This window comes from Taibaiella chishuiensis (assembly GCF_003014535.1).
Classification (GTDB): domain Bacteria; phylum Bacteroidota; class Bacteroidia; order Chitinophagales; family Chitinophagaceae; genus Taibaiella; species Taibaiella chishuiensis.
On sequence record NZ_PYGD01000001.1, the window covers coordinates 1,088,203 to 1,103,662 of the forward strand.

The following is a 15,460-nucleotide window of genomic DNA, read 5'->3' on the forward strand; positions in this document are numbered from 1 at the left end:
GCTACTAATGCACTAAAAATAATAACCATGAACAAGATCATCCATATACTCGCCCTGTTGCTGGCTGGCACAGGCGTCCATGCCCAACTGTTTATCGAAAACGGCGCTACCGTATACACAACCGGCGCCGCGGTGGTAACCCTGCAACATACCAACCTGGTCAATAACGGCACCTACTTCCAGGCCACCGGCGGTAAAACAATATTTGCCGGTCCGGGCAACGATACCATTAGCGGGACGGTCTCCCCGCTATCGGCATTGGATACCCTGGAAATAGCCAAACAGGGAAACGGCAGGCTGGTGCTGCTCCAGGACCTGAAGCCCGAAGGCGCCCTGAAGTTTACATCCGGCATCCTGGATTTACACGGGCATATCGTTAACCTCGGGCCTAATGCCGCGCTGACTGGCGAAACTGAAACCAGTTATGCTACAGATACCCTTTATGGCGGCTACCTCGCTGTTACGCGCAGCCTCAACGCCCCGGTGGGTGTTAATCCCGGCAACCTCGGGGCCATCATTACCTCGGCGCAGAACCTGGGCGCTACAACGATTCGCCGCGGGCATATGTCGCAGCTAAACGCACACAATGCCGGCAGCAGTATAACACGCTATTATGACATTCTTCCTGCAAATAACACCAACCTGGGCGCGACCTTACGCATCCTGTACCGCGATGGAGAACTGAACGGCCTTACGGAAAGCCAGCTCGAGATGTGGAAGAGTACCGATACGGTTACCTGGACGAATACGGGCAGCTCTTCCAAAAGCGCGGCTGCCAACTATGTAGAGCGTAACGGTATCCAGGATTTCTCCCGCTGGACACTCTCTGTTGTCAATAGTCCCTTACCCCTGCAGTTGACCCGCTTCGATGCCGCTTGTGATAATGGCCGCGTAAACCTGGCCTGGACCACAGCGCAGGAAACTAAGGTCAGCCGCTTTGTAATACAATACAGCACCGATGCGCTGACCTGGCAGGACTGTGCTGTTGTCGCGTTTAATGCCGGGACGCATGGCTATACCTATACCGCTAAACAGGACAGGGGATACTACCGCCTTGCTGTCATAGACCGTGATGGCAGCGCCCGATACAGCAGGGTGGTGTATGCAGCATGCGACGCAGTAGCCACCGGGCCTGAATTATGGCCCAATCCTGTTGCCGGCCGTTTATTTCTTGCTTTTACGGTAACTGCCGCAGCCGAATTGCAAATGAAGCTATTCGATGCTAAAGGAGCATTGGTCTACAGTGGCCGGCAGGCACTACAACCCGGGCGTAACCAACTGGGTCTCGAAACACAGCAGTTGCCGGCGGGCATCTACTGGCTTACTGCGGCATGGGAGGGCAACAGGCATACCTTTAAGGTCGTAAAACAGTAACAGGGTCCGGTACCCGGAACCAGGATCACGAAGCCCGGGACCTTTGTCGCCGGGCTTCGTAGCGCCAGGAGTTCTGTCTGCTCCAGGGTATCACCGGTTCTTCCGGCAAGGTCCGTATCCCGATGGATACAATAACAACAAAAATCCCGCTCCTTTTGAGAGCGGGATTCTTTATGGGGAATCAGGTCAACTTATTTGTTGTTACCCTCTTCTTCGTTTTTCAGCTTTTCTTTCAGATCAGCTAAGGCGCCCAGGTCACCCAGGGTAGCTTTTTCCACTTTAGCCTGTATGTTTTTTACAGTCTTTTTAGTGTTTTCAGCTTCAGCCTGGTTGGCTTTGTGCTCAGCTTCACGCTCGTCAGCTTTAGATTGTTCCCAAACTTTGCTGTGAGAAACCATGATACGTTTGTCGTTACGATCGAATTCGATGATTACGAAAGGCAGGGTTTCGTCTACAGACAGGATGCTATCGTCTTCTTTACGCAGGTGGCGTGCAGGTGCGAAAGCTTCCAGGCCGTATTGCAGTTGTACTACAGCACCTTTTTCATCCTTGCGGATTACGGTACCTTCGTGCTGAGAGCCGATCGGGAATACGCTTTCAAAGGTGTTCCAGGGATCGTCTTCCAGTTGTTTGTGGCCTAAAGACAGTTTGCGGTTATCTTTATCGATGCTCAGGATGCTCACTTCGATCTCATCACCAACTTTGGTGAATTCGCTCGGGTGGTTATAGCGTTTGGTCCAGCTCAGGTCGCTGATGTGGATCATACCGCCGATACCTGTTTCCAGTTCAACGAATACGCCATAAGGAGTGATGTTTTTCACGATACCTTTATGACGGCTTTCGATCGGGAATTTGTTTTCGATAGCACCCCATGGGTCTTCGGTCAGTTGTTTGATAGACAGGCTCATTTTGCGCTCGTCTTTATCAAGTGTTACAACTTTTGCACCGTATTCGTCACCCATTTTGAAGAATTCTTTCGCATTGATCGGCTGTGAGCTCCAGGTAATTTCTGAAACGTGCACCAGACCTTCTACGCCAGGCATAACTTCGAGGAATGCACCGTAGTCTTCGATGTTTACAACTTTACCCTTAACGGTAGCACCTTCCTGGATTTCTGCAGGCAGGCTATCCCAAGGATGAGGAGTCAGTTGTTTCAGACCCAGGCTGATACGTTTTTTCTCATCATCGAAATCAAGAACTACTACGTTCAGTTTCTGACCGTTGCTCAGAATTTCGTTCGGATGAGAGATACGACCCCAGCTGATATCTGTAATATAAAGCAGACCGTCTACACCGCCCAGGTCAACAAACGCACCGAAGTCGGTAACATTTTTGATGGTACCTTCCAGTACCTGGCCTTTTTCCAGTTTAGACATGATCTCGCCGCGCTGCTGTTCCAGATCGCTTTCGATCAGGGCTTTGTGCGATACTACGGCATTGCGGATCTGCTCGTTGATTTTCACAACTTTGAAATCCATAGTCTTACCTACGTACTGATCGTAATCCGTTACCGGTTTTACATCAATCTGAGAGCCAGGTAAGAATGTTTCCAGGCCATTAACGTCCACGATAAGGCCGCCTTTGGTTTTGGAAGTGATGGTACCGGTAACCACTTCACCGGATTTGAAGTAGTCAACCACGTTCTGCCAGCTGCGTACCTGGCGCGCCTGGCGGCGGCTGAGGCTCAACTGTCCGTCGCGGTCTTCTTTTTCAAGAACCAGTACTTCGATTTCATCACCGATTTTCAGGTTAGGCATATCGCGGAATTCGTTCAGCGATACCAGACCGTCAGATTTGAAACCGATGTTTACGATAGCATCAGTTTTGGTTAAACCAACAATAGTACCTTGAATCAGTTCGGATTCTTCGATGCTTTTGAAAGTTTGTTCGTAGCTTTTTTCAAGCTCTTCGCGTTGCTCTTTAGAGTAAGTAGCAACATTTCGCTTATCGACGTTCCAATCGAAATCGTCATGAGCGCTGTTTTGAGTGTTAATAATTTGGTTTTCTTCCAATGTTAAAGTCCTCCTTTTATAAGAAATTTTGGGATGCAAAGGTAATATTTTTTTCTAATGAGAAGAAATATTATTGCTTTTTAACAAAAAAAGGACGCTTTTCAGGGCGTCCTTTCCGGTTTAACTTAAAAATGGTTTAGCGTATCAGGGTCACTTCGCCCTTAAAGGCTCTTTCCGTGCCGTTAGGCAGGGTCAGTTTTACGGTGTAGAAATATACATCCATAGGCGCAGGCTGGCCGTTATAGGTACCATCCCAGCCTTTGCGGCCATCCAGTGTTTCAAACACCATTTGTCCGTAACGGTTAAATATGCGGAATTCGGTAAGCTTGTCGTACCTCAGGTTTTCTACCCTGAAGATGTCGTTCAGGCCGTCGCCGTTTGGCGAGAAGGCATTGGGCATACCGCTGTTCGGTTCGTAGATCACTTTTACATTCACAAGAGCAGTGTCCCTGCAACCGTATTTATTGATGCCTACCAGGGTGTAACGGGTCGACTCGAGCGGTGTTGCATAAGGCGCTTTGGCGGTCGGGTCGCTCAGGTAAGTAATCGGGTTCCACAGCCAGTAAATGGCCTCGCTTTCCGAGTCGAACTGGATCTGGTCGCCGTAGCGGATGGTCGTATCTACAGGCCTTACGGATACGAATTCGAAAGGAGGTACTACATGTACGGTAAAGCTATCCTTGCTGCTGCAACCGGCAACAGGTGTGGTGGCTGTAATTACATACCGGTAATCGCCTACGGGGGCCTTCAGCTTGTTGTTGGCCGAACTGTTGTCGCGCAGGTAAGTGGCCGGCGACCAGTTGTACTGGTACGCTATACCGGTAGGCAGGGCGTATACGCTCAGGTCTACAGAGTCTGCACCAACGCATATCGTAGTATCTTTTGCCGGCAGTTTTATACGCGGCAGCGGTTCTACATTAGCAATATAATTACGTCTTACCGGCGGACAGGTGGCCGGTGCACCCGGTTGCGTTACGGTAATGCTGAACTGGGTAGTCACCGTAGGTTTGGGGTGTATGGTCAGTCCCAGGGGCAGCGGATCAGGAATGAGCGCTGTCGGATTCCAGTAAAAATTCAGGGAGGTATCGATATTGGCGGTAATGGTAATCTCCGTATTCGGACAAACGGTTACCGGTGCAGTCGGGATTTCTACGAACAGGGAATCGTGGATATACATCACCGCGGTATCTACAACATTGGGCTGGCCATTGCCGCAGGTATACGGAGATAAGGCGCGGATAATAACCTCTTTGACGCCGGAAGGATATTGTACCAGTTTGGGTTTGATCTCGAGCTCGGCGGCGATCTGGTTGGCCGGGATAATGATGCTGTCCGTAATGGTCTGGTAGTCCACGCCATTAACTGCGCTGCCGCTGATCAGGTATTTGATGGTAAGTGGGGTAGGCCTTACCGCAGGGCGGGCAAAACGGATAAAGCCCGATTTACAGCCGCGGATACAGTGTGCCTTCGTGTCGGCGCCACCATTGGTCGATTCGGGGGTCAGTTTGATACCGGTAGAGTTAAGACTGCCTGCTTTCAGGAATACGCCCGAATCCAGGATCTCGTCGATACCGGAACCGGAACCATCGGCAATGGCGAGTTTCAGGTGGAAGGTATCGCAGGGAATAACGGCCGCCACCGCGGTATATATTTTGGTAAAACCGGAGTAGGTAATGGTTGCGCCACCCACATTATCCACATAATAGATGGAAAAAGGAGAGCCGGGCCCCATAGCCGAACATTGGGCGCCGGTCGTAACCCCGGTAGTACTGTTTACGCAAATAGGGATATTGGTGCCCGGGATGAGGGCGATATTACGTGGCGCGGTGTAACCCGGTCCGGAAATAAAGAAGCCGAAGATATCGTTGAAGCTCGAGCAGGAATAGTTCATATACTCGCTGGAGCCGAAAACATAATCGAACTTAACGGTATCGCCTGCAGGAACAAAGTCGAACTCCAGGTTACAGCGGTCCTTACTTAAGAGGCCTGCCAGCACGGTGTTCAGATCCGGGTCGCCGGGGGCGCCATTACTCTGCGATGGGCCCGAGGAGGGGGCAACGTTGGGTCCGTTAACGCCGATATCGCCGGGTATGCTCATTGCCCGGCCGCTCGTAAGTACGATGCCGCTATCGATACCCAGGTTAGTGGTGCCGGCGGTAAGCCTAAACTTACCGTTGGCTATGCCGGGGCAGTTCAGCACCGGGTTGAGCAGTACGACACCCTGTCCTACAAGCGTTTGGGCGAGGGCCTGGGCCGTTTGGTTGTCTACCACGTCGATCTGCGCGCGCAGGCCGAAATGGATGCTTATCATTATACCTAAAAGGAGTAATGCTTTTCTCATAAAAGAATAAAAGTTTGGTCTATGGATTTTTGTTGGATCTAAGTAGGGCTGACAATAGCTTCCGTGGGCTTCCCTGCGTTGCATCTATGGTCACCGGTTAGAATTTTTAATTAACACCAGTTTGCACTAATTCTGGTTAATGACTTGTTGCCTACATTTAAAGGTTGGGTAATATTAAGGTATTTTCACAGAAAAAACAATTTAATAACAGATAGGGTGAATTCTGAAATGTATTTTCAGTTGAAAGCACTTTCTTTGAGCTAAGATGTTAAAAACGGTAAATAATTGTTTTTGATGTATTTTAACTTTTATCTAATCCTTAACCTTTAACTTACTTATTACCAACCAGACCGTAAACAATACTGTCTTATCTTTGTAGCAAGTAGGTAAAGAATTCAAGAATTTTAAGTATACCGGACAAATGAACAGATTATTAAAGCAGGTTTTCAGGAGTGGGGTCTTATTGTGGATGATGCTTGTTCCTGCTTTGGTCCACGCTTCGCATATGATTGGCGGTGATGTCACCTACCGGTGCATTGGCGGCAATAATTTTGAAGTAACCCTGACCCTTTACCAGGACTGTCTTTACGGCGAACCTGTTGCTATACAACAGGATAACCCGGCACAGTATGCAATCTACACCTCCGGTAATCCCGCAATATTATACACCAGCGGTAATGTAAGCGCTTTCAGTACCGAAACCGTTCCACCCAATTTCAGTAATGAGTGTATTAATAATTTCCCGAATACCTGTATGCGCAAACAGGTATTCAAGTTTACCGTCAACCTGCCGCCCAGCAGTACCGGTTACGATATCGTATACCAGCGTTGCTGCCGTAATGCAGCGATCAACAATATCGCGAATCCCGGTAATGTGGGGGTAACCTATTCCGCACAGATCCCGCCGTTTTTAGGCGACCAGTGTCCCAACAACAGCGCCGTATTCAAATCGATGCCACCCCAGATCATCTGTGCACAAAATCCTTTTGTTTACGATTTCTCCGCTATAGATCCTGATGGCGATTCCCTGTCGTACCGGCTTTGTGCCGCGCACCCGGGCGGTATGGCCACCAACCCGGCGCCCTCCGGCGGCGGCATTTCTCCCCCGCCGTTTCCATCGGTTCCCTACCTGGCGCCTTATTCCGCAACAAGGCCCATGACAGGATCTCCCGACCTGCAGATCAACCCGGTAACCGGGCTGATGACCGGAACGCCCGGCACAATAGGCCGTTTCGTTGTTACCGTCTGCGTAAGCGAATGGCGTAATGGCGCGATCATCAATACGAGTTCCCGCGATGTACAGTTTGTCGTTACCAATTGCTCCAAAGCGGTGGTCGCCAATATTCCCGAGCTGGCCGACGAGCCCAATACCTTCACGGTGCAATGCAAGGGCAAAACGGTACAGTTTATCAACAACAGTACGGGCGGCTTTACCTATTTGTGGGATTTTGGCGTGCCGGGCGCTACCTCTACCGAATTTGCCCCCTCCTTTACCTATCCCGATACCGGCACCTACATCGTGCGGTTGCAGGTAAATGCAGGTACTACCTGTCCCGACAGCATTTCCCGCCTGGTAAAGATTTATCCCGAATACAGGGCCGATTTTGTATGGAATGGCAAGCTCTGCCCGGGCGAACCGATCCAGTACTTCGATTCAAGCGTAGCTACCTATCCGCCTGTAGTAAGCTGGAACTGGGATTTCGGCGACGGCAGTACCTCCGACCAGCAGAACCCGGTCCATGTTTATGCCAGGCCGGGCGGCGAAAAGCAGGTTACCCTGATCTCGCGCAGCAAACTCGGCTGCCGCGATACGGTGACCAAAACCCTGCCGATGCGGTATTTCGATCCTTTTGCCGGTAACGATACCATTATCGTATTCGGGTACAATTATAGCCTGAACGGTACGGGCAGCCAGCATTACCGCTGGACGCCAACAGATTACCTCAGCGATCCGAATATTGCCAACCCGACCGTTAACTTCCCCGATACGGGTACCTATACCTATATCCTGCATGGCTCCAGCGACGAAGGTTGTGAGGCCACCGATACGATCAATATACAGGTCGTAAACTTCGGGCACATTTTCATTCCCAATGCCTTCTCGCCCAACGGCGACGGTATTAACGACGTGCTGATACCGCGCCTGGTAGGTTATGCCAGGATCAATTACTTCTACATTTTTAACCGGTTTGGCCAGCGGGTCTACGAGTCGATCAATAACAATGCGCCGAATTGGGACGGACAGTTCAATGGTGCGCCGGTAGAACTCGGCGTGTACTATTGGGTGATCAATGTAACCGACGTAAACGGCAACCGCGTCGACCGCAGGGGCGATGTGATGGTGATCCGGTAAAACCTGAAATCATAAAAAGATCATGAATATATTTATTACCGGCGCAACATCCGGTTTTGGAAAGGCTATTGCGGAAAAATTTGCAGTTCCCGGTAACCAGCTCTGGATCACGGGCAGAAGGGCCGACCGCCTGGAGGCCATCAAAAAAGACCTGGAAGAAAACAAGGGTGTGACGGTTACGGTAAGTACGCTCGATGTAAGGGATAAAGCCGCTGTGGCTGCCCTGGCAGACACCGTAAAACAGCAGTGGCGTACCATAGACCTGCTGGTCAATAATGCCGGCCTGGCATTGGGTATGAGCAGTATAGAAGAAGGCGATACCGACGACTGGGATACCATGATCGATACCAATGTAAAGGGCTTGCTGTATGTAACCCGTGCCATAGCGCCGCTGATGCGCGCGCAACGTTCGGGGCATATTATCAATATCGGATCTACGGCGGGCAAAGTAGCCTACCAGAACGGCAATGTGTATTGCGCCACTAAGTTTGCGGTAGATGCCTTGTCACAAACCATGCGTATCGATCTGTTGCCTTATAACATTAAAGTGACGGCGATCAACCCGGGTATGGCGGAAACCGAGTTTTCGATCGTACGGTTTAAGGGAAATGAAACGCAGGCGCAAAAAACGTATGAAGGTTTCCTGCCCCTGCGTGCCGAGGATATAGCCGATGCCGTTTACTATTGTGCGACACTGCCTCCTCATGTGTGTATCAACGATATGACGATTACCTGCACCCAGCAGGCAAACAGTATTTATAAAGTGAGCCGCTGATTTATGCGCCGCCTCTTGGCGTAGCGGCAGCGGTACGGAACAGCATAATGTCCCTGTCGAACAGGTAAATGCCGCTTTTGTCGTCGCCTACCAGCTCCAGCTTATCATTGAGCGTGCGGGCCAGTCTTTCCTCTTCGATCTGCTCGGATACATACCATTGCAGGAAGTTGTGGGTAGAGAAATCTTTCTCTTTAAGCGCCTGGTCCACGATCTCGTTAATGCTTTCCGAAACCTTGATCTCGTGTTTCAGTAACTCCTCGAACACTCTTTTCAGCGATTGGAACGTAATATTAGGCTGGGGCAGTGCAGGCACCACGGCAAATCCGCCGCGTTCGTTAATGTAACGGATCAGTTTGAGCATGTGTATACGCTCTTCGTCGGATTGTTTGTAGAAAAAGTCGGTTACACCGTCGAGACCCGGCTGGATCTCCGCCCAGGAGGCCATAGCGAGGTAAGCCTGCGAGGATTCTGCCTCCATAGCTACCTGCCTGTTCAGTGCTTCTTGAATAGTTTTTGACAGCATGTTTATCATGTTTTTGTGTACAATACTAAGATAGTATAAAAAAGTTATCCGGCAAGACAGCACAGGAAGCGCTGCCGCTGCAAAAGGCCTTATACTATGCCTTTAAAGCCGTTATAGATCATCTGGATAGCCAGATAGGTAACAACGATCGCGAAGCCGATGCGCAGCCATTTGGTCTGCGCCTTTACCAGTATCCTGGCGCCGAGCATAGCCCCGATCAGTACACCCAGCATAACCGGTGCCGCGATACCGGGTATGATATAACCCTTCTGGAAATACACGACAGCGCTGGCCGCTCCCGTTACCCCGATCATAAAGTTACTGGTAGTGGTGGATACCTTAAAGGGAATGCGCATAATGTTATCCATGGCCAATACCTTCAGCGCTCCCGAACCAATACCCAGCAGCCCCGACATAATACCGGCAAAAAACATCATTACAAACCCGCCGATCACGTTCAGCACAGTATAGTGCTGTTCGCCGTTCGGGCCGGGATAGGTACCGTTCAGCTTAAAGGTCGAGGCCCAATAGCCCGATGGGACATGCGTTTCATGGTTTACCTTTTTACGGGTCGACATGAAGGCGGAGAACAGCAGGATAAATCCGAAGATGATCCCGATAATATTTTTAGGCAGGTAGCGCGCCAGCAATACCACGGCTATTACAGCGCCCAGCGTGGTGGCCACTTCCAGGAACATACCGATACGCATATTGGTAATGCCTTCTTTTACATAAGCCGATGCCGCACCCGAAGAGGTGGCAATCACCGAGATCAGCGATGCCCCGATGGCATATTGCAGGTCTACCCCCAGCCCGAGGGTAAGCAGGGGAATAATGATCACACCGCCGCCCAGCCCGGTAAGGGCGCCCAGCAGCCCCGCCAGCAGCGATCCTAAAAACGTAATGAGGGAAAAGAGAGCAATAGACATGAGATGCGAAAGTACAAATTAACTGCCAGCCCCATAAAAAATACGGTTATTATTTATCAGGTACCGGGTCGTGCCCGTGCCCGCCCCAGGGGTTGCAGGAGAGGATGCGCTTGAAGGCAAGCCAGCCGCCTTTTAAGGCGCCGTGCTTTTGCAGGGCTTCTACTGCGTACTGGGAGCAGGTAGGCGTATAGCGGCATTGCGCCCCCAGGAAAGGTGACAGGAACTTCTGGTAAAGCCGGATGATAAAGATGAAGATCTTGCGGATCATAGGTGCAAAAATAGGTAATCAGGCGTTAGCGCCTGCAGCTGTTTCTCCCTGCCCGCTTTCCGGTGCAGGGTTTACGATACGCAGCAAGCGGCCCATTACTTTTTTTACCACCTTCTCCGCATCGGGAAAGGTAAACTGGTCGTTGCCGGTATAGATAAAAAAACAGTGCAGCTGGGCCGTGGCCGGTACCTGGGCGTAGAGGGCATGCTTTTGCAGGCGCCAGGCCTCCTTCAGCAGGCGGCGTACCCTGTTGCGTTGTACCGCCTTGCGCAGCCTTTTTTTGGGAATGCTGAAACCTATGCGCACGGGGGAGGGTTCCGCTTCGCCTCTTTCGGGCAGGTACTGGTATACCACCCGTAAAGGGAAAACAGAAAACGCCTCTCCGGTCTGGAAAAGCGTTTCAATTTGTTTACGCAGCTTTAGCCGTTCTACAGCTTGCAGCGTGAACCGTTGATGAATACGGGTTGTACTCAAGAATAACGGGTTTTAATGCTTTGAATTTTTTATTTCAGGCGCAGCTCGTCGGAAACAGTCAGTTTTTTACGGCCTTTCTTACGGCGGGAAGCTAATACTTTGCGGCCGTTGACTGATTCCATACGCTTACGGAATCCGTGAACAGACTTACGACGGCGGCGAGATGGTTGATACGTACGTTTCATAAAATCTTAATTAACAAATCCCAGTTTACAGGGACGAGGTTCAACAATTAATACAATAACCCCGAAGCCGGGTTCATTTTTAAAAAGGAATGCAAAGGTATAAGATATTTCCGGAATAACAAAAAGATTTTTTCTTCGTGTTTTGCCGGGGTATTAATAACGGGTCAGCTTCGCTACCGCTTCATCCAGTCTTTTGTTGGCCAGGAAGTTTTGTTCCAGTTCGATGGCAAAAGGCACCGGGGTATCAAGACTGGCGCAACGCACGATCGGCGCATCCAGGTATTCGAAGCAATGTTCTGCGATCCAGGCGCTCAGTTCGCCGCCCAGGCCACCGATCAGGGTATCTTCGTGCAGCAGCAGTACTTTGCCTGTACGTTTTACGGATGCTTCTACGGCCGTATAGTCGATCGGGAGCAGGGTACGCAGGTCCAGGATGTCGATCGACAGCCCGGGGTGTTTGGCGGCATAGTCCATAGCCCAGTGTACGCCGCTGCCGTAGGTAATAATGCTCAGGTCTTCGCCGGTCTGTACCTGGCGGGCCTTGCCGATCTCCACGGTATAGTAGTCGTCCGGTACCGGACCGCTGATGCTGCGGTACAGGATTTTGTGCTCGAAGAAGATAACCGGGTTCGGGTCTTCAAACGAGGCCAGTAACAAGCCTTTGGCATCCTCGGGCGTGGAGGGGTACACCACTTTCAGGCCCGGCGTATGGGTAAACCAGGCTTCGTTGCTCTGCGAGTGGAACGGGCCTGCGCCTACACCGCCGCCCGTAGGCATACGGATCACCACATCGGCATTCTGGCCCCAGCGGTAGTGGATCTTGGCCAGGTTATTGATGATCTGGTTAAAGCCCACGGTTACGAAGTCGGCAAACTGCATTTCCATCATCGACTTAAAGCCTTTTATGGATAAGCCGAGCGCCGTGCCTACGATGGCGCTTTCGCAAAGCGGGGTATTACGCACACGCGATTTGCCAAAGAGGTCTACCAGGCCTTCGGTCAGTTTAAAGGCGCCGCCGTACTCTGCAATGTCCTGGCCCATCAGCACCAGGTTATCGTGTTTTTCCATAGCCTGGCGCATACCATCGCTCAAGGCCTGGATCATTTTCTTTTCGCTTTTGGCAAGCGGGGCCAGGTCGGTGCTCGTAGTGGTAAAGGGCTGGTATACATCGGCCACCTCTTCGACAGTATCGGGTACAACCGGCGCGGCGGCAAAACCGATCTCCAGGCCTGTTTCGATTTCCTGCTGTATGGTTTCGCGTATAGCAGCGATCCGTTCGGGCGTCAATACTTTTTCCTGCAGCAGGAAGTCTTCAAAGTTCTTAACCGGGTCTTTTTTGCCCCAGGTTTCAAACAGTTCTTTCGGTACATATTTAGTGCCGCTGGCCTCTTCGTGGCCACGCATCCTGAAGGTCATGGCCTCAACCAGGATCGGCTTTTGTTCTTTGATACAGTATTCGCGGGCTTCTTTAATGGCCTGGTATACTTCCAGCAGGTTGTTACCGTCGATGGTAATGCCTTTCATTCCGTAGCCTATGGCTTTATCGGCAAGCTGCTTACAGATAAACTGTTCGTTGGAGGGGGTGCTGAGTCCGTAACCATTGTTTTCGATCAGGAAGATAACGGGCAGGCCCCATACTGCGGCGGTATTGAGGGCTTCGTGGAAGTCGCCTTCGCTGGTGCCGCCATCGCCCGAGAAGGCCAGGGATACTTTATCTTCTTTCCGGAGCTTATGGGCCAGCGCAATACCGTCGGCAATGGCCAGCTGCGGACCGAGATGCGAGATCATACCGCAGATATGATGCTCGTTGCTGCCGAAGTGAAAAGAGCGTTCGCGGCCTTTACTGAAACCTTCTTTGCGGCCCTGCCATTGCAGGAACAATTTGGAGAAAGGCATTTTACGTACGGTAAACACGCCCAGGTTGCGATGCAGCGGCATTACATATTCGTCTGCATCGAGCGCCATGGTAGCACCCACGGCAATGGCCTCCTGGCCGATACCGCTAAACCATTTACTTACCCTGCCCTGGCGCAGCAGGATCAGCATTTTTTCTTCTATCATCCGCGGCTTTACGATTTCCTGGTAGAGTTCACGTAACAAATCGTCAGAAAAGCCTTTACGGGTAAATTGCATAAGTTCGAAATTTGCGCAAAGGTATAGGAGTTTTCCATTGGGTGTATCAAAAAATGCCGTGGTAAAAAGAAGGGAAGGGATGTCTATAGCTTTTACACGCAACACGATGCGGGATTAAAAAAATATCGGGCTTCTTTTTGTTTTTCAATTCTAAAAATTATATTTGTACGTCTTTTGTTAAGCAGCTATTAATTCTGGAACTGCTTTCCGAACAGCATTGTATTAATTCATATTAAAATTGTTGCCTTGAAAAGACTATTACTTTCTTTCATGTGTGCCTTACCGTTTTTAGCATCTGCTCAGAAACACCACGAAATAGGGTTGTGGGTCGGAGCTGCCAATTACTATGGCGATCTTCAAACGAAATGGGTACCGACAGGTGCGTCCAATTCCAGGACCTACAGGCCTGGCGGTGGCATTATCTATAAGTATTTCCCTAATCCAAGGCTGGGCTTCCGTTTCGGGGCATCTTATGTGAGTATCACTGCTGCCGACAGTCTTTCGGATATTAAAGCCAACAAACTCCGTAACCTCGATTTCACGAATAACATCGTGGAAATGTATGGTGCGCTGGAGCTGAACTTCCTGCCGATAGACATGGAAAAGTTCAAGGTAACCCCTTACGTGTTTGCAGGTGTGGGCGCCTTCTATGGCCGTCCGTTCTCTCTTGATGCCGGTGGCAATAAGATCATCCTGCGCGATATGAGCACCGAAGGTCAGGGCCTGCCCCAGTATCCCGATCGTAAGGTATACCCGCTGGTAAATGCCATGTTCCCCTTCGGTGGCGGTATCAAATGCTTTATCGGTAACACGGTTATGCTCTCTGCGGAAGTAGGTCTTCGTTATACCACCACCGACTACCTGGACGACGTAAGCCGTTCTTATGTAAGCATGGATACCCTCCTGGCTTACAAAGGTCAGAAAGCGGTCGACATGTCCTATAAAGGTAATATGGAGCGCAACTGGGACGGCAACTATCCCAACTACAAGTTCCAGCGCGGCGACTATAAACGCAACGACTGGTACTGGACGGCCGGCCTCTCCGCAACGATTTACTTCGACGCCTTCGGCAACGTAAAAAAATATATCCAGACCAAATGCCCCCGTATTTTCGGCAGGAGGTAAACACGATACCAGATTCTTAAAAAAACAAGCCTGCTCCGGGCTTGTTTTTTTTGATCTGTTCCGAAAAATGAACGATCGTTCATTTTTTTGACGCTAATTTTACTTTTGGATAAGTAATGTTATTTATATTTGCGCACATTTCTAATAATCATCGATTAAATATTCAGTTTCATGAAAATACTGGTTTGTATCGCCCAGGCGCCAGACACCACGGCAAAAATTGCTTTTACGGACAACAACACCAAGTTTAACGAACAGGGAGTTACTTATATCATCAACCCTTACGACGAGTGGTATGCACTGGTGCGTGCACTGGAGCTGAAAGAAACAGGCGTTGCATCTGAAGTGCACCTGGTAACCGTAGGTAATGCCGGCGCCGAAGCCGTTATGCGCAAAGCACTGGCTTTGGGCGGCGATCAGGCTTTCCGTATCAATACCGAAAGCCACGACACTTTTGTAGTTGCTTCCGAAATCGCTGCATTTGCAAAAGATAAAGGCTACGACCTGGTCCTGGCCGGTAAAGAGTCTATCGACTATAATAATGCTTCTGTGGGCGCTACCATCGCCGGTGTGCTCGACCATAACTTCATCGGCTTCGCTACCAGCCTCGATGTTGCGGGTACTACTGCAACCGTAAAACGCGAGATCGAAGGCGGTGAAGAAACCGATACCGCTACACTGCCCCTGGTAATTTCCTGCCAGAAAGGTATGGCCGAAGCCCGTATCCCCAACATGCGCGGCATTATGGCTGCCCGTACCAAACCTTTGAATGTTGTTGAACCTACTGCCGTTGCCGCGCTGACCGAGATCGTAGCTTACGATCTGCCACCGGCTAAAACCGGTGTGAAACTGTTCACCGTCGACCAGATGGACGAACTGGTAGAAGCACTGCACAGCCAGGCCAAAGTGATCTAATCAACCCGGAGTACAACCATTCAATTTTTTAATTTTCAATATTCAAATAAGAT

Annotated in this window: 13 protein-coding genes; 5 read left to right on the top strand and 8 right to left on the bottom strand. The window is 50.4% G+C overall.

Annotated features, from left to right (window positions below; translation table 11 throughout):
- Window positions 1-27 precede the first annotated feature (27 nt).
- A complete protein-coding gene (locus B0I18_RS04565; RefSeq protein WP_106521453.1) occupies window positions 28-1,374 on the top strand; it encodes a T9SS type A sorting domain-containing protein in 1,347 nt (448 codons plus the stop codon).
- Window positions 1,375-1,565: 191 nt separating this feature from the next.
- On the opposite strand, the gene rpsA is transcribed toward B0I18_RS04565, so the two are convergent.
- Both rpsA and B0I18_RS04575 read right to left on the bottom strand, forming a co-directional pair.
- Window positions 1,566-3,386, bottom strand: a complete 1,821-nt coding sequence (gene rpsA, locus B0I18_RS04570; protein ID WP_245882046.1) for a 30S ribosomal protein S1 — start codon at window positions 3,384-3,386, stop codon at window positions 1,566-1,568.
- A 136-nt stretch (window positions 3,387-3,522) separates the two neighbouring features.
- The gene (locus B0I18_RS04575) at window positions 3,523-5,727 is read right to left on the bottom strand and encodes a choice-of-anchor L domain-containing protein (RefSeq protein WP_181358337.1); all 2,205 of its coding nucleotides are present in this window, start codon (window positions 5,725-5,727) and stop codon (window positions 3,523-3,525) included.
- Between the two features lie 421 nt (window positions 5,728-6,148).
- Here B0I18_RS04575 and B0I18_RS04580 point away from each other — a divergent pair, with 421 nt between their 5' ends.
- A complete protein-coding gene (locus tag B0I18_RS04580; protein WP_106521456.1) occupies window positions 6,149-8,080 on the top strand; it encodes a T9SS type B sorting domain-containing protein in 1,932 nt (643 codons plus the stop codon).
- 22 nt (window positions 8,081-8,102) lie between these two features.
- Window positions 8,103-8,855: an SDR family NAD(P)-dependent oxidoreductase gene (locus B0I18_RS04585; RefSeq protein WP_106521457.1), complete on the top strand. Its 753-nt coding sequence runs from the start codon at window positions 8,103-8,105 to the stop codon at window positions 8,853-8,855.
- Between the two features lies 1 nt (window position 8,856).
- Here the strand turns inward: B0I18_RS04585 and B0I18_RS04590 are convergent, their stop codons facing one another.
- From B0I18_RS04590 to B0I18_RS04615, 6 genes are all read right to left on the bottom strand, one after another.
- The gene (locus B0I18_RS04590; RefSeq protein WP_106521458.1) at window positions 8,857-9,378 is read right to left on the bottom strand and encodes a ferritin; all 522 of its coding nucleotides are present in this window, start codon (window positions 9,376-9,378) and stop codon (window positions 8,857-8,859) included.
- 89 nt (window positions 9,379-9,467) lie between these two features.
- The gene (locus tag B0I18_RS04595) at window positions 9,468-10,307 is read right to left on the bottom strand and encodes a sulfite exporter TauE/SafE family protein (protein ID WP_106521459.1); all 840 of its coding nucleotides are present in this window, start codon (window positions 10,305-10,307) and stop codon (window positions 9,468-9,470) included.
- 49 nt (window positions 10,308-10,356) lie between these two features.
- Window positions 10,357-10,575 (bottom strand): membrane protein insertion efficiency factor YidD, encoded by a 219-nt coding sequence (gene yidD / locus B0I18_RS04600; RefSeq protein WP_106521460.1) that lies wholly within the window; start codon window positions 10,573-10,575, stop codon window positions 10,357-10,359.
- An 18-nt stretch (window positions 10,576-10,593) separates the two neighbouring features.
- Window positions 10,594-11,049, bottom strand: a complete 456-nt coding sequence (gene rnpA, locus B0I18_RS04605; protein ID WP_106521461.1) for a ribonuclease P protein component — start codon at window positions 11,047-11,049, stop codon at window positions 10,594-10,596.
- Window positions 11,050-11,078: 29 nt separating this feature from the next.
- Window positions 11,079-11,234 (bottom strand): 50S ribosomal protein L34, encoded by a 156-nt coding sequence (gene rpmH, locus B0I18_RS04610; RefSeq protein WP_106521462.1) that lies wholly within the window; start codon window positions 11,232-11,234, stop codon window positions 11,079-11,081.
- Between the two features lie 153 nt (window positions 11,235-11,387).
- Entirely contained in the window at window positions 11,388-13,367 is a 1,980-nt protein-coding gene (locus B0I18_RS04615; protein WP_106521463.1) for an alpha-ketoacid dehydrogenase subunit alpha/beta, read from the bottom strand.
- Window positions 13,368-13,613: 246 nt separating this feature from the next.
- Between B0I18_RS04615 and porG the strand changes: the two genes are divergently transcribed.
- Both porG and B0I18_RS04625 read left to right on the top strand, forming a co-directional pair.
- The gene (gene porG, locus B0I18_RS04620) at window positions 13,614-14,492 is read left to right on the top strand and encodes a type IX secretion system protein PorG (protein WP_146146653.1); all 879 of its coding nucleotides are present in this window, start codon (window positions 13,614-13,616) and stop codon (window positions 14,490-14,492) included.
- A 171-nt stretch (window positions 14,493-14,663) separates the two neighbouring features.
- Window positions 14,664-15,407, top strand: a complete 744-nt coding sequence (locus B0I18_RS04625; protein WP_106521465.1) for an electron transfer flavoprotein subunit beta/FixA family protein — start codon at window positions 14,664-14,666, stop codon at window positions 15,405-15,407.
- The last annotated feature ends 53 nt before the right edge of the window (window positions 15,408-15,460 follow it).

Bases quoted from the DNA above. Each gene is read 5' to 3' on its own strand.
- B0I18_RS04565 (WP_106521453.1), top strand. From the start codon at position 28: ATGAACAAGATCATCCATATACTCGCCCTGTTGCTGGCTGGCACAGGC.
- B0I18_RS04575 (WP_181358337.1), bottom strand. From the start codon at position 5,727: ATGAGAAAAGCATTACTCCTTTTAGGTATAATGATAAGCATCCATTTC.
- B0I18_RS04580 (WP_106521456.1), top strand. From the start codon at position 6,149: ATGAACAGATTATTAAAGCAGGTTTTCAGGAGTGGGGTCTTATTGTGG.
- B0I18_RS04585 (WP_106521457.1), top strand. From the start codon at position 8,103: ATGAATATATTTATTACCGGCGCAACATCCGGTTTTGGAAAGGCTATT.
- B0I18_RS04590 (WP_106521458.1), bottom strand. From the start codon at position 9,378: ATGCTGTCAAAAACTATTCAAGAAGCACTGAACAGGCAGGTAGCTATG.
- B0I18_RS04595 (WP_106521459.1), bottom strand. From the start codon at position 10,307: ATGTCTATTGCTCTCTTTTCCCTCATTACGTTTTTAGGATCGCTGCTG.
- yidD (WP_106521460.1), bottom strand. From the start codon at position 10,575: ATGATCCGCAAGATCTTCATCTTTATCATCCGGCTTTACCAGAAGTTC.
- rpmH (WP_106521462.1), bottom strand. From the start codon at position 11,234: ATGAAACGTACGTATCAACCATCTCGCCGCCGTCGTAAGTCTGTTCAC.
- B0I18_RS04615 (WP_106521463.1), bottom strand. From the start codon at position 13,367: ATGCAATTTACCCGTAAAGGCTTTTCTGACGATTTGTTACGTGAACTC.
- B0I18_RS04625 (WP_106521465.1), top strand. From the start codon at position 14,664: ATGAAAATACTGGTTTGTATCGCCCAGGCGCCAGACACCACGGCAAAA.